Origin of the sequence: Vicingus serpentipes (assembly GCF_007993035.1) — a bacterium.
Lineage (GTDB): Bacteria > Bacteroidota > Bacteroidia > Flavobacteriales_E > Vicingaceae > Vicingus > Vicingus serpentipes.
Genome location: NZ_VOOS01000002.1, coordinates 535,420 through 550,293 on the forward strand (window position 1 = coordinate 535,420; position 14,874 = coordinate 550,293).

The following is a 14,874-nucleotide window of genomic DNA, read 5'->3' on the forward strand; positions in this document are numbered from 1 at the left end:
AATACAATTCTTAGATGCATAAGTAAATTATTTATTAACTAAAACTTATGTACAATGAAAACAGAAACTAAAATTCCTAAAGATGTATCCATAAGAGTAGATTATAACTATCTAGTTATTGATGGTAAAAAGTTATTTGATAAACTCGGGTATAAAACTACTGCGTTTTTTAAAGGACTTAATCTCCATTCTCATGACAGTCTGATCTACTTTTTAGACATGGGACATTATGGAATCTCACAACTTCACGATAGGCTAATTGATTTTGGATTAGTATTAAACAAAGATTTCATCATCGATTCTGCTCATTCTTTTTATGGCGTTGAAAGAATACAACACCTTCAGCCAAAAGTAAGAGAAATAAACTTTGAAGTAGATTGGCTTAAAGGAGCTCAAACTGAAAATGGAACATTCTTATGGAGAACTAATAGAAATTAAAAAAACAATTATCATGTATCTTGAATCTCTTTTTAAGAGATACCAACCGAGCAGAAAAGCAACGGTGGTTCAGAATACGGACAACAGTCAAAAAAACAGACTTCACCTCCTAAAACAAATCAAGTTACATGAGTTAAATTATTTACCAATCTAAACTTATGTATTATGAGCATTTACCCAAGCACTAAACAAATTTTATTTCTTGAACTTGAATATCATTATATTCTTGATGCCGTTCTATGTTATTATCAAGTAAAAGATAATCGACTAATCATTAGTATTAACGATAATAGAGAGGAGGCTGAAGAAATAAAAGATTATGAAGTTACCCTCAGCTATCCACAAATAAGAATCTTCCTACATTATCTTAAAATTAAGTCCCTTCCAACTATTAAAGTAATTCTTCACGACATTGTTAGGTTAATCTTTCAAGAATATAAACCAATGTTTGGTTATGGAAGGTATGGCCGAAGTAATGTATTTACTGAAATTGAATTTGACCTAATCGTAAAAGAAATTCTCGAAATACCTGAGAAAAATAAGAAAGCAGCTTTAAACAACATTACTCCATTTATCACATTTCTTGAAGAAAGTAATTTAAATCCTATACCTACAGGCTATACAGAAAAAAGCTGGGTAGCAAAATGTCCTCTATCAAACGGAAAGCACTTTATAATGGTAACTACTACTGATGACGAATGGGGTTGTGGATATTGTAGGAAAAAAGGCAGTCAGAAAGATTTAGAATTATGGATAGAAGAAATTAGAATAGAACGTGAAGAAAAAGAAAGGCAATCACAAATTGACAAAAAAATTAACCAAGATAATACTAGTCAAACAAATGATCGATGGCCATATTAATTAACCACTAAAACCCAAATATTATGAAAACTACAAACTTGATTATTATAGCTATTTTATTTTCATTAGATAGCTTCTCTCAATATCAAAAACCATTTCCTAAAGAAATAGATGAAATGTTAATTTCTTATGGATTCGATATTAATACAATTCAAACTCTAGACTTTGTTGAAGAATTTGATTTAACAGAAGGACAAATCTTTAAGATGTATGATAACGAAACATTTCTATCAATTGAAGACACTTTAAATAAAGAATTTCAAATATGGGATGTGTTAAGAAAGAATTGGGAATTAACTATTGATAACGACTTACTCGTATTAAAAAGAAAAAAATTGAAAGGTTACACAGAAATAGAACCTCTAACTATGAAAATAAATACTGCAGTAAAAGCAGTGTTTTCTAATGGAGATATTGAATACGAATACCGAGCAAACTTGTTAAAAGAAATATCAAATGGTAATATAAAAAGAAGTATAGTAAGGTATAACAAAAATGGAGAGTTATATTCAATTTGGTTTGAATATCCTGACGATACATTTGCTTCCTGGATTTTTTATGACAAACCTTTGACGAAAATTAAATACTAGTTATTAAATCTATGAGAAACATCAAAATATCAGAACTAAATAAGGAGGAAGTTTACTTTCTCCTTATTAAATACATCAGAGAAAAATACCCTGAAAAACTAAAGTTTAATCCAACTTTAATCTGCTATAACAATAAGATTATAAAATTTGGAATGAAGAAACACTATGGTATTTTGATTATTGAATCTAACTCTCTATTAAATCAATTAAAATGAATACAATCAATTCTAATTGAGTACTCGAAACGAGTTAAAATAATTTATAAGAAAAATTAAATTACTAAATTTACGTTAAATACATAGTGCGAATAAACGTACCGTTACGTTTATTCGGATGTTAGCTGCAATGCTTGGGGACAGTGCTAATTTGAAACTCTATAGCTTTAAACGAACAGACAGAAAACAAAAATGGAACTTGACTTAGACAACATAGAATTTCAAACGGCTCTTGATTTAATTCAAGAGACTAATCAGTCATTCTTTTTGACAGGTAAGGCAGGAACGGGCAAGTCCACTTTCCTCAAACATATCGTTGAGACGACTTCAAAAAACTATGTTGTAGTTGCCCCGACAGGTATTGCAGCAGTAAATGTTGGGGGCGTTACCATACATTCCTTCTTTCAGTTCCCACTAAGACCGCTATTGCCTGAAGACGAAGACATAAAAGTGTTTTGGAAAAATTCAGAGAAAAGAAAAATCATTTCTGCAATGGACACTTTAATCATTGATGAAGTATCAATGGTCCGGGCTGACTTGATAGACGGAATTGATTACTCATTGAGGCGAAATGGAGGCAATCCAAATTTGCCATTTGGCGGAAAACAAGTTGTTTTTGTTGGCGATATTTTCCAATTAGAACCTGTAACGATTAGAAAATCTGGTGAGCAAAAAATCATAAATGAAATATACGGCAGTGCTTATTTCTATAACGCAAAGGTTTTTGAAAAGATAAATTTGTTTACAGTTGAGTTACAAAAGGTTTACAGACAGACTGACCTTGTATTTATTTCTCTGCTTGATAAAGTCAGAGTAAAAGAAACATTGCAAACAGACATTGATAGACTAAATAGCAGAGTATTTTCTGAATCCGAGTTAAAGAAAAAAGAGTTTGCAATTACTCTTACAACAAAAAACGATTTAGCAGACAGAGTAAATTCTATCAAACTCTCGGAACTAAAAACAAATCCGTTCCAATACACAGCGGAGGTTTCAGGCGAATTTGAGGAAAGTAAATATCCAACAGAACCTGAAATGATTTTGAAGGAAGGTTCTCAAGTAATTTTCATTAAAAACGATACAGACAAACGCTGGGTTAACGGAACAATTGGACAAGTAAATGAATTGACCGACACGACTATCAAAGTAAAACTTAAAGACGGTTCAGTTCATTCAGTTGATAAAAGAGTTTGGGAAAACATCAAATACCAATACAACAAGGAGAAAAAGAAAATTGAACAAGAAATTGTTGGAACGTTCAAGCAATATCCTTTAAAGTTAGCTTGGGCAATTACAATTCATAAAAGTCAAGGTTTAACCTTTGACAGAGTTGTAATTGATTTTGGCGATGGCACTTTTGCAAGCGGACAAGCATATGTCGCTCTAAGCAGAGCAACAACCTTTGAAGGACTTTTTCTCAAGCAAAAAATGCACACAATGGACATTTACATTGATGAAGAAATAAAGGACTTTGCAAAATCATTCAATGACAAATCCTTAATCAATCAAAAGTTAAATGAAGGGAAAGAAGTTTATCAATTTACCAAAAATGAAAATTGGGAAAAGGCAGGAAAATATTATTTCAAGAAAGCAATGTCTTTTTTGAAATTAAACCAGTTCAATGCTGCATATGAAAATCTGATTACTGGTTACGATTACATAACATGCGATTGCACTATAGGTGATTGGTTCAACAAAGACGAAGTGTCTGAAATATTTTCAAACGCAACAAACTTTGATTGCTCTGCATTCAAGTTGGATTTCTTGAAATCTTTTATTTTCTACCACACAGATAAATATGCTGCGGCATTAAATTCAATTAGCAGTTTTATAGATTTACAACCATCAAACGAAATCGGGTATTACTTCAAAGGCAAAATACTTAATGGTTTAGAAAAATACACAGAGGCACTTGATAATTTTAAGAATGCACTAAACCTTAAAAGAAAAAGCAGAACGCTATACAGAATTGGGAGAACAAAAGAGGAATCTCTAAATGACTATGGCTTAAATGAAATGTATGAGGCTATTGTTATGAATCCTTCAAGCGGACATGCACATTGGCATTTTGCAGAATATGCAATTAGAAGAAAAATATTTCCTTATGAGCTTAAAAATTATCGAGGCAGTTACCATGAGAATGGAACAATTTCATCCTTAAGGATTGGTATCGCAATTGAGAAAATATTTGAGGAAACAGGAAAGCAAGGAATAAGTGACTACATGCTTTCACTTGAAAAAGCGATGAAACTATCTCAAAATAATATAATTGATAATTTAGAAGAGGATGCAGACTATTCCGATGATTATGATGACTATAGTGATAACCATGACTATGACCGTGACACCTTTAATGCTATGACGGATGGACAACTTGGTGACTGGGACGATTTTGATGGCGACATTGACGATGTTATGACTTGGTCTGGCAGATAATAATTAATTCTATGAAAAAGAGCACAGCAGCTAACATCACCTATACGCAAGCAGGGGCTTCGTGCTTCGTAGGACAGGAAAGTGCTAAATTTAAAGTTCAGTTCTTCGTAGGAAGTTCAGTGGTTAAAATCCCTGCCTGCGCATAGCCGAGCCGTTAATTATAATAACCCGTTACCCTTTCACTACCCTATTCTATTTTTTTTCAATCTACTTCTTTTAAAATTAGGTGATTACCCAAAAAGTTCAGGAGGGGGAAGGGCTGAAACAAACTAATAAAAGAATTTAAAGATTTTTATACCTATTTATAAGTTCTTGTTGAAGTTCATTACTTATATCTCTTTCTATAAACTCCATAAAGGAAATATCTCCCTGCAAATATGCTTTACCTTTTAATAAGTTCAAATATGTATTAGGAATTTTAGCAGTTAACATAACATTTATTGAGTGCCCAACATAATCATAATCATGATAAATTTTGTCTACATAGAATCCTGTTCCTCCAATCATAGGGTTAACGAAATATATATCCAAATATTCACCTACCCTTGGGATAACATCAAGTCCTAAATTAAATAAGTAATGCTCTCCAATATATGTGAATGAAAGTCTGCAAGAGTATTGTCCTTCATTTTTAAATAACTCTGGTTTATTATGATTTAATGCTACAATATCTTCGTAAATCATTTTTAAATATTTGGTAACATTTGATGTCTTAATATCTAGTTCAATTGCTAATTGTTTGATAGTTGGCAAGTAAAAATCATCTTCTTTCAACAAACTCTCTTTTTCTAATAGCCACGTAATTATTTTCTCATAAGGAGCATTACTAGTATCTAGCAACTTCACAAAATTGGGAAAGTAAGCTAAAGCAACTAGGTAATCTTTAGTAGATGGATTGTTAAAGTATCTTTTTTTTGGGGTTTCCATATTTCTAGATTATTAATTCACTTAAAGTAAAAAATAAAATTATTCTTTTTATTAAAACTACTTTTTGTAGTCAACAAAACTAATATTAATAGCTAATTTTACTTCAATGAAATTAGTTAACTTATATCCACAAAAAAACATAGAGTTCTTCACTCCAGATACTTCTACTAAGCTTAAATTACCTGTTGTAACAAATGGCATTAGTGCTGGATTTCCTTCTCCAGCTGATGATTTCTTAGATTCATCTATTAACTTAAACAAAGCACTCATTAGAAATAAAGATGCCACTTTCTATGGCAGAGTTAAAGGTGATTCAATGATTGATGCTGGACTATCAGATGGAGACCTACTTATAATTGACAAGAGCCTTGAACCCAAGAATGGCAAAATAGCTGTTTGCTTTATTGATGGAGAGTTTACTGTCAAAAGAATAAAGATTGAAAAAGATGTAATCTGGCTAATTGCAGAAAACATTAAATACAAGCCCATCAAGGTCACAATAGATAATGACTTTACCATTTGGGGCATTGTTACCTACATCATAAAATCGGTTTAAATGTTTGCCCTTGTTGATTGCAATAACTTCTATGCTTCATGTGAGCGTGTTTTCCAACCTAACTTAAGGAATAAGCCAATTGTTGTATTATCTAACAATGATGGTTGTGTTATTGCTCGAAGTAACGAAGCTAAGGCTCTTGGAATTCCAATGGGTGCTCCAGCTTTTAAGTATCAAAAGATATTTGATGATAACAACATTCATGTGTTCTCTTCTAACTATGCTCTTTATGGAGATTTAAGCAGTAGAGTCATGAACATCTTGGCTACTTTCACTCCAGACATAGAAGTCTATAGCATTGATGAAGCTTTCTTAAAATTGGATGGATTTGACTTGTTTAATCTTGAAGAATATGGCCATCAAATTAACTATAGAGTGACTAAGAGCACAGGCATTTCAATTAGCATTGGCATGGCTCCAACAAAAGCACTATCAAAGGTTGCAAACAAAATTGCGAAGAAGTACGCTGAAAGAACTAAAAGTGTATATGTGATAGATACGGAAGAGAAGAGAATCAAGGCTCTTAAATGGACTAAAATTGGTGATGTGTGGGGAATTGGTTCTCGACATGCAAAGAGATTAATCTACAGAAATGTAAATACAGCTTATGATTTCACCCAATTGCCAGATGATTGGGTGAGAAAGAACATGTCAGTTGTTGGATTGAGATTGAAAAGAGAATTGGAAGGCATTCCACAGCTTGGACTTGATGAGGTTAAGAGAAAAAAGGCTATTGCCACCACCAGAACATTTGACAAAAACTATGGAGACCTTGCCAACATAAAAGAGCGTGTTTCCACTTTTGCTGTTACATGTGCTGAGAAATTAAGAAGGCAAAAATCTTGTACCAATCTTATCATGGTGTTTATACATACCAATGGACACAGAAAGGATTTACCTCAATATAGCAGACACATCATGATTAAAACAGATTATCCAACCAACTCAAGCATTGACATTGTAAGATTCGCTGTAAAGGGCTTAAAAGCTATATACAAAAAAGGCTATCAGTATAAGAAAGCTGGAGTTATCGTTATGGGAATTACACCAGAGAGTGAGAAACAACTTAATATGTTTACGAGTGAGAATCCAAAGCATCAAGCATTAATGAAGGTGATGGATAAGTTGAACCATGTCATTGGTCAAAAAAAGCTTAAACTAGCTTGTCAAGATATGGATAGAACTTGGAAGATGAATCAAGAGAAGCTGTCACCAAGATATACGACAAGGCTTGATGAAATAATTACAGTTAAGATCTAGGGTTCAGGAAGGATAAAATAACAACACTTAGTTCTTCCTACTAAAATAAAAATATTGCATGTTTCAGCTTAAAGATATAAATTTGATTAAACACATAATGCGAATAAACAACACGTGTTGTTTATTCGGTTGTTGGCGATAATTTAAACTGAAATCTATGACACTTTACGACAAATATGGACATTGCATCATACCAGCAGGGACAAAACTCTACAAAGGGGGCGAACAGAACGACTATGACGCATGTATTTTCTTTGGGTTACAAAAGTACGTCGCAGCAGCGTTTCAAAACAACTCCGGAAAAATTCAAATATGGTCAGTGAAACGGGATATCAAATTACTCTTTATGGTTCTTGATCTTAATAAGTCAAGTTGGGCAAAGTCGTCAGTTGCGGAAATATACAGAGAGTATTTCCCATCTGACAACGAACTAAATGAACTTGACATTAAGCACTTCGACCATCAAAAGCGTGACAAACTCATTGAGAAATTAAAGGAGGAGAATATTATCGGGTGGGTATCATCCCTTGAAGACAAAGTGGACTTAGAGGTATGCCTTTTTCCAGACGGACAGGAACTTAACCGACTAATTGAACTCGAAAAGGTTATTGACAAGGACAATGACGAGTATGAATATCTCAATGCTCTTGACACAATAGACATATATCCGAGCGGACGATTTTTTAGTCAAACAAAGGATAAGTTAACTGACAGCCCTTATAAAGACTACGAAAAAATGGTTGCTTCTTGGACAGAGGACGAGATTAAACAAGGATTGACAGCGGAACAGGCAGGTCATTATCATCTGAACCTACGGACAAAATTGAAAATATAATTATAGAAAAACTACAGCCAACAAAACCTAAACTGCATTAAACGCAGTTTAGCCAAAACGTTTTAGCCAATACAAAAACAAACGATGAAGCACTTACTACTTATATTATTATTTGCCGCCAACCTTACTGCATTAGGACATTGAGAAAAAACTAGTTACAATTAAAAAATAAAAAGAGTAACTTAGCATTATAAATGTTATTTGAAAGATCGCTACCCTATTCGTTACCCTAGCCACTAGGCTAATCGCATAGACCTCAATCATATCAATGGATACAGAGAAATAGGTTCAAAAACCTCTTTCTCCGCTTAAATCGACTAAAGCCCTTCAAAATTTGAAGGGCTTTTTTATTGTTCTTTATTTACAAGATTTAATATAACCTTTTAGCAATTGCTTCGTAATGTAAAATTGATTTGTCGATAAAAAAACAATAGTTAGTCGAATTTATTTCTAACACTAAAATTTTATATCTACTTTAATACTTTCATTTATAGTACTATGATTATATAAATGAATTAATACAAAAAATGACTTATTTGAAACATTTATATATCAAAATTTTATATATAGTACTACTTTCATTCTGTATTCAATTAAAGGGTTTTTCTCAAGATATAGGAATATTATCTTCTACTTCTCCTATTTCTGGTTGTGAATTATCCAATAACGAAACAGTGACTGTAGTAATTTTTAACTTTGGAACTCCTTTTAGTGGAAGTTTCGATGTTAATTATCAAATAAATGGAGGTGTGATTGTAACTGAAAACATTTCCATTCCTTCTTTTCCCTCTTTCTCAACATACTCATATACGTTTGCTTCAAATGCAGACTTGTCCATAGCTAATTCTTACGAATTTAAATTTTTCACCTCCCTTGCAGGGGATCTTAATATTAATAATGATACTATATATGATACTATTATTTCTGACACTTTATCATATGGAGGAATTATTAATTCTAGTCAATCTGTTTGTTTAAGTGGAAATAATGGCCAACTAATTTTAAATAATTTTATTGGAAATGTTCAAAACTGGGAATATTCAATTAATAATGGCAGTGTTTGGTTAAATATTTCTGACACATCTGATACAATTAGCTATAATAATATTACTCAAGAAACTTGGTATAGAGCTATCGTATCAAATGAATTTTGTCCTCAAGACACATCAAGTATTGCAATAATAAGTATAGACTCAATTTCAATCGGAGGTAACATTTCAGGGTCAACAACCATATGTGTTCCTCCTAATAGTGGATCTCTCTCGCTTACAAATGAAAAAGGAACCATTTTAGATTGGGAATATTCTTTAAATGGAGGAAGTTCATGGCTAGGACTTTCTAATACTAACAATATTTATAATTACTTAAATCAACCTTCTACATATCTTTACCGAGCAGTTATTCAAAACGGAAACTGTGAAATCACATATTCTGATACTGCCGAAGTAATTGTTTTGAATGGAGCAAATGGAGGTTCCACCTCTCCTACTTCACAAACTGTATGTATAGGCACTAATTCAGGTGACATTTCACTTAATGATTATTCAGGCGCAATCCAAAACTGGGAGACATCAGTTGATAATGGTGCAAATTGGACAACTATAAACGATACTTCATCACTTTTATCATTTACAAATATTTCTCAAGACACATGGTATAGAGCTATAGTTGCTGGATGCAACAGTGATACTTCTTCAATAGCTATTGTAACAATAGAAAATAATCCTATAGGAGGATCTCTATCTTCTGACACAATTGTATGTGAAGGTGTAAATTCTGGAACACTTATTTTAAATGGTTATGTTGGAAATATTATTGATTGGGAAAACTCAATAAATGGAGGCCTTTCCTGGACTTCACTTGGAACTACTTCTAACACCTTTACATTTAACAATCTTAATACTATAACTTTTTTTAGAGCTATTGTCGGTAATTCTTCTTGTTCAAATGTTTACTCTGACACATTAACTGTTATAGTTGATGCTAATCCAAATGCTGGAACCATTTCAGGATCAAATAATGTGTGTGCAAATCAAAACTCTGGAAATCTAATTACAAATGGAAATACAGGAAGTATATATGATTGGGAATTTTCAATTGATAATGGTTTAACTTGGAACTCATTAGGAAACACAACTACATCAAATTCTTTTAACAATTTGAATCAAACTACGGTTTACCAGTTAATAGCAACAAATGGTGTTTGTGCAAATGACACATCTCAATTTACAATTAATGTCGATTCTGTTTCAAATTCTGGGACACTTTTCTCATCAGATAGTATATGTTATAATTCCTCAAACTTAATATATTTAAATAGCTACTTAGGAACAATTACCGATTGGGAATTTTCAATTGATAATGGCTCAACTTGGAACTCAGTAAATAACAATTCTGATTCTATTATATTAACAAATATTACTAATCATACTGATTATCGAGCTTTAGTTAAAAATGGTGTTTGTGCGATAGATACATCAAATATGATTTCATTAACAATTTATCCATTCAACATTTATTCAAATAGTGACACTACAATTGAATTGGGGTCATCAGCTAATCTATATGCTAGTGGAGGTTTGTTTTATTCTTGGTCTCCTACTAGCAATCTTGAATCCCCTAACAAATCTTCTACTATAGCTACACCAGAAACTACTACTTTGTATACAGTATCAATTATTGATAACTATGGTTGTATTTATCAAGACAGCGTGTTAATATCTGTTGACTCATTTAATGATTCCCCTATAATTATATCTGATTTAATTACAGCCAATAATGATGGATTTAACGATACATGGAATATAATCAATATAGAAAACTACCCTGAAACTAGCGTTAGAGTTTTTAATACTTCTGGAAATTTAATTTATGAATCTGCTGATTATAAAAATGAATGGAAAGGAACCTGGAATGGTAAACAATTACCAGATGGAACATACTACTATATTATTGAGTTAAAAAATGAAGAACAACTACATAAAGGTTTTGTTACAATTATTTCCGTAGAATAAAATATGAGAATGAAAAACTCCATATTAATCATTTTATTATTTGCTTGTCTTGGGTTGAAAAGCCAAGAAATTCCATTTTATTCTAACTATACTATTAACCCTATAGTATACAACCCATCCTATTCAGGCATTAATAATGAAACTGAATCATTTATACATCAAAGAACACAATGGACTGGTTTCAAAGGTTCTCCTGTATCTCATTTATTTACATTATCCTCACCAATCTCATCTATCAATTCTGGCTTTGGTTTTAGTATTCAAAACGATCAGAGAGGTTTATTTAATTCAATTACAGGTTCTTTGAAGTATGCTTATCATGCTAAAATAAATGTAAATTCAACTCTAAGTTTTGGTTTGGGAGTTGACATAAATAATAGAATCTTAAGGATTAATGAATCGACTGTTAAAGATATTGATGACCCCTTACTAACAAATGGATCAATTTCAGAAACGTTTTTAGATGCTTCATTTGGTATCAATTACCAATTTAATTCATTGAATATTGGTATAAGCATTCCTCAAGTATTAGAAGGTGGTGATAAAAATTCAGATTTCAACATTAAGAATACTCGATATATAATAGGACAAGCTTCTTATTTATTTAATGTTTCTAAATCAAATAAAATAAAAATTGAACCTATAGTTTTAACCAGGTACTCAGCTAATATTCCCTTTCAATATGACGTAAATACTCTTTTACATTTTAAAAACATGTTTCATATAGGTGCCGGATACCGAAGTAATTATGCAATCAACTTTCATTTAGGCATAAAATACAAAAACGTTCAGATTGCATATATGCATGATTTTGCTAATGTAAATAATTATTTAAACAATGGATTAAGTCATGAGATTACATTAGGTTATAAATTTGGAATTAGTAAACAACAACCTTTTATAAATAATTTAGAAGTTGAAGAACAAGAACCATTATCTTCTGAAAAAATAAAAACAATTTTAAATTTATTGATTGATGAATTTTTTGAATCTGGAGGTAACTCTCCTGAGGAGATTAAACGTATAGAAATAATGAAAGAATCTATATTTAATTTACTTGAATCGATGGACAAAAACAAATAATATAACTGCTTGTTTAATTATAGAATAATATCAACCCTATTTATATTACTTTTCGTTTTTTTTAGCACAAACGAAACTTTAGCCCAGTGTGATCCTAACACACCAACTTTTACTGTTGATTTAACTGGTACCCCAGATGGTTCATGGATTAGTCCGCCAGTTAAACGAAAAGATGACTGTTGTATTGGAGGATCGGGTTATAGTAATTGTGTACTATTTATAGTTACCCTTGATCCTGGTGCAGAAGGAATTACTTTAGACTTATATTCAGGAGCAAATGGAAATTCTTTTCAGTATTCAGTTAATTGTGGTATAACAGCAGATGCCGGTGACCCAATCTGTTTATCAGGCGCAGGGCCACACACTGTTACTTTATGTAAAAATGGAGGAGACGAAAGTCAGTACATTATTCAATCAATAGCCATACCTGAAGTATCTACATCATCTTTTGTTAACAATGGTTGTTCAAGTGATATTAATACTTTTAACTATATTGAATCATCAATACAATGGACTTCAATAGCTCCAGATAATATTGGAGATTGGAATTATTATTTAAACTGCACAACGGGTTGTGATACTGTAACAGTAACACCTTCTGATACACTTTTTCCGTCTTTTATTGATTATCAAGTATGTGGAAATCCAATTGGTGGATGTGCTACAATAACAATATGTGATACTGTAAGAATATTTTTCAACCCAACTTTAAATGCTTCAATATCTCCAAATCCTGCAGTAATGTGTCCTGATGATACTAGTATTACTTTAACCATTAATACAATAGGAGGATCTCCTCCTTTTAATTTTCAATGGAATACTCTTGAAACAACATCTTCAATTAATGCTACAGGACCAGGAACATATACTGTAATAATAGATGATGTATCTGACTGTCCGCCAAAAGCTCTATCTCAAATAGTTACTCAAATTCCTGGTTCGATTTACACAAACGCTGGTGTTGATCAATTTGTTTGTACAACTGAAACTTCAGTCCAACTAAATGGTATTTTCGAAGGTGGAACAGGCATAGAATGGTCTGGTGGCTCTAACGTTTTTAGCCCCAATAATAATAATTTAAATCCTCTATATTTTCCAACCCCTGCAGAAATAGCTTCTGGATCAGTTTCGCTATATCTAACAAATACTGGCACTGGAAATTGTCAAGCTTATACAGATACCATAGTTCTTAACTTTGTTGATTTTCAAGGTATCAACACTATTGATATCACTAATGCATCATGCTTTGGAGTTGCTACTGGTAGTGCTACTATATCAACTAATGGTTCTCTAATTCCATATTCATATTCTTGGAACACGACACCCATTCAAACAGGAACAACTGCTACTAACATTCCTGAAGGAGATTACACTGTGGATGTAACAGATAATAATGGATGCATGATACAGGAAAATTTCAGTATTATTCAACCATCACCTCTCACAGCTACCTATAGTTCAACAGATGTTTCATGTTTTTTTGGAAGTGACGGGACTGCTTACGTAACTCCTTTTGGAGGCACAGGTCCATATTCATATTCTTGGGCTCCTTCCGGAGGAACAGACTCAATTGCAACAGGGCTATCGACAGGCAACTACTCTGTAACAATAACAGATTTTAATAGTTGTGATACAACTATAGTTATAACTATTGATCAACCAAATGTTCTTACCACTTCAATTACAGATGTTACCAACGTAAGTTGTTTTAGTGGTAGTGATGGTACAGCTACAGTTACAGTTAATGGAGGTTCCCCTGGGTATACATTTAACTGGTCTCCTTCTGGAGGAAACTCTCTTACAGGGATTGGCCTTTCAGCTGGAAATTACAACGTTACTGTTGTCGACTCTAATGGTTGTACTGGAATTGCTAATGTAATTATTGATCAACCCGATGCACCTCTTTCAGCTACAACTTCACAAACTAATGTACTTTGCTCTGGAAATAATACTGGAATAGCTAGTGTTAGTGCTTCGGGAGGAACCCCAGGCTATTCATATAATTGGACTCCATCTGGAAATACGACATCTTCAAATGACAATATCTTAGCAGGAACTCATTCAGTTTTAATAACTGATACTAACAACTGTTCAATAACTAAAACTTTTGATATTCTTGAGCCATCCGAATTAATTATATCTCCAACTTTTACAAATTCAACTTGTGGACTATCTAATGGAACAATAAATTCAAATGTTTCGGGAGGTGTTCCTCCGTATTCATATTCTTGGTCAACTGGTGATACAACATCAAATATTTTAGATGTTATAGCTGGTACTTATACATTAACTGTAACTGATAATAACAACTGTACTGATACTTCAACTATAATTGTTCCAAATGAAACACCACCACTTGTTGCTTCAGTGACGAATTTTACAAATGTATCTTGTTTAGATGGAAATGATGGTTCAGCAACTGTTGAAATTTCAGGTGGAACACCAGGATTTACCTATAGTTGGTCTCCATTAGGCGGTAATCAATCAACTGGAACAAACTTAATCGCTGGTAATTATACAGTTACTGTTATTGATACAAATGGTTGTACTGATACTTCGACTGTTATTATATTAGAACCTTCTTCCGCTGTATCCATTTCATTAACACAAACAAACGTTAGTTGTAATGGTGGTAATGATGGTCAAGCCTTTGTTAATC

The 14,874-nt window shown here is 32.4% G+C and carries 11 protein-coding genes and 1 riboswitch; of the genes, 10 read left to right on the forward strand and 1 reads right to left on the reverse strand.

Annotation, left to right across the window (positions count from 1 at the left end; genetic code table 11):
• The first annotated feature begins 54 nt into the window (after nucleotides 1-54).
• The 4 genes from FRY74_RS06390 to FRY74_RS06405 all read left to right on the forward strand — a co-directional run bounded on the left by FRY74_RS06390 (nucleotide 55) and on the right by FRY74_RS06405 (nucleotide 4,540).
• The gene (locus FRY74_RS06390; protein WP_147099743.1) at nucleotides 55-438 is read left to right on the forward strand and encodes a hypothetical protein; all 384 of its coding nucleotides are present in this window, start codon (nucleotides 55-57) and stop codon (nucleotides 436-438) included.
• Nucleotides 439-448: 10 nt separating this feature from the next.
• A riboswitch (SAM-I-IV-variant riboswitch) is annotated at nucleotides 449-543 on the forward strand.
• A 60-nt stretch (nucleotides 544-603) separates the two neighbouring features.
• Nucleotides 604-1,299 carry a hypothetical protein gene (locus tag FRY74_RS06395; RefSeq protein WP_147099745.1) on the forward strand — a complete coding sequence of 232 codons (696 nt, stop codon included), beginning with the start codon at nucleotides 604-606 and terminating at the stop codon, nucleotides 1,297-1,299.
• 23 nt (nucleotides 1,300-1,322) lie between these two features.
• Nucleotides 1,323-1,889, forward strand: a complete 567-nt coding sequence (locus FRY74_RS06400) for a hypothetical protein (RefSeq protein ID WP_147099747.1) — start codon at nucleotides 1,323-1,325, stop codon at nucleotides 1,887-1,889.
• A gap of 407 nt (nucleotides 1,890-2,296) precedes the next feature.
• Nucleotides 2,297-4,540, forward strand: coding sequence for an AAA family ATPase (locus FRY74_RS06405; RefSeq protein WP_147099748.1), 2,244 nt, complete (start codon nucleotides 2,297-2,299; stop codon nucleotides 4,538-4,540).
• A gap of 282 nt (nucleotides 4,541-4,822) precedes the next feature.
• Here FRY74_RS06405 and FRY74_RS06410 read toward each other — a convergent pair whose 3' ends face one another.
• Nucleotides 4,823-5,467, reverse strand: coding sequence for a hypothetical protein (locus FRY74_RS06410; RefSeq protein ID WP_147099750.1), 645 nt, complete (start codon nucleotides 5,465-5,467; stop codon nucleotides 4,823-4,825).
• 106 nt (nucleotides 5,468-5,573) lie between these two features.
• On the opposite strand from FRY74_RS06410, the gene FRY74_RS06415 reads away from it, so the two are divergent.
• The 6 genes from FRY74_RS06415 to FRY74_RS06440 all read left to right on the forward strand — a co-directional run.
• Nucleotides 5,574-6,023: a LexA family protein gene (locus FRY74_RS06415; RefSeq protein ID WP_147099752.1), complete on the forward strand. Its 450-nt coding sequence runs from the start codon at nucleotides 5,574-5,576 to the stop codon at nucleotides 6,021-6,023.
• Nucleotides 6,024-7,283, forward strand: a complete 1,260-nt coding sequence (locus FRY74_RS06420) for a Y-family DNA polymerase (RefSeq protein WP_147099754.1) — start codon at nucleotides 6,024-6,026, stop codon at nucleotides 7,281-7,283.
• A gap of 157 nt (nucleotides 7,284-7,440) precedes the next feature.
• The gene (locus FRY74_RS06425; protein ID WP_147099756.1) at nucleotides 7,441-8,118 is read left to right on the forward strand and encodes a hypothetical protein; all 678 of its coding nucleotides are present in this window, start codon (nucleotides 7,441-7,443) and stop codon (nucleotides 8,116-8,118) included.
• A gap of 527 nt (nucleotides 8,119-8,645) precedes the next feature.
• Nucleotides 8,646-11,132 carry a gliding motility-associated C-terminal domain-containing protein gene (locus FRY74_RS06430; RefSeq protein WP_147099757.1) on the forward strand — a complete coding sequence of 829 codons (2,487 nt, stop codon included), beginning with the start codon at nucleotides 8,646-8,648 and terminating at the stop codon, nucleotides 11,130-11,132.
• 9 nt (nucleotides 11,133-11,141) lie between these two features.
• Nucleotides 11,142-12,215 (forward strand): PorP/SprF family type IX secretion system membrane protein, encoded by a 1,074-nt coding sequence (locus FRY74_RS06435; protein ID WP_170227968.1) that lies wholly within the window; start codon nucleotides 11,142-11,144, stop codon nucleotides 12,213-12,215.
• Between the two features lie 9 nt (nucleotides 12,216-12,224).
• Nucleotides 12,225-14,874: SprB repeat-containing protein (locus FRY74_RS06440; RefSeq protein ID WP_189765249.1), on the forward strand; the 2,650-nt coding region annotated here is incomplete at its 3' end.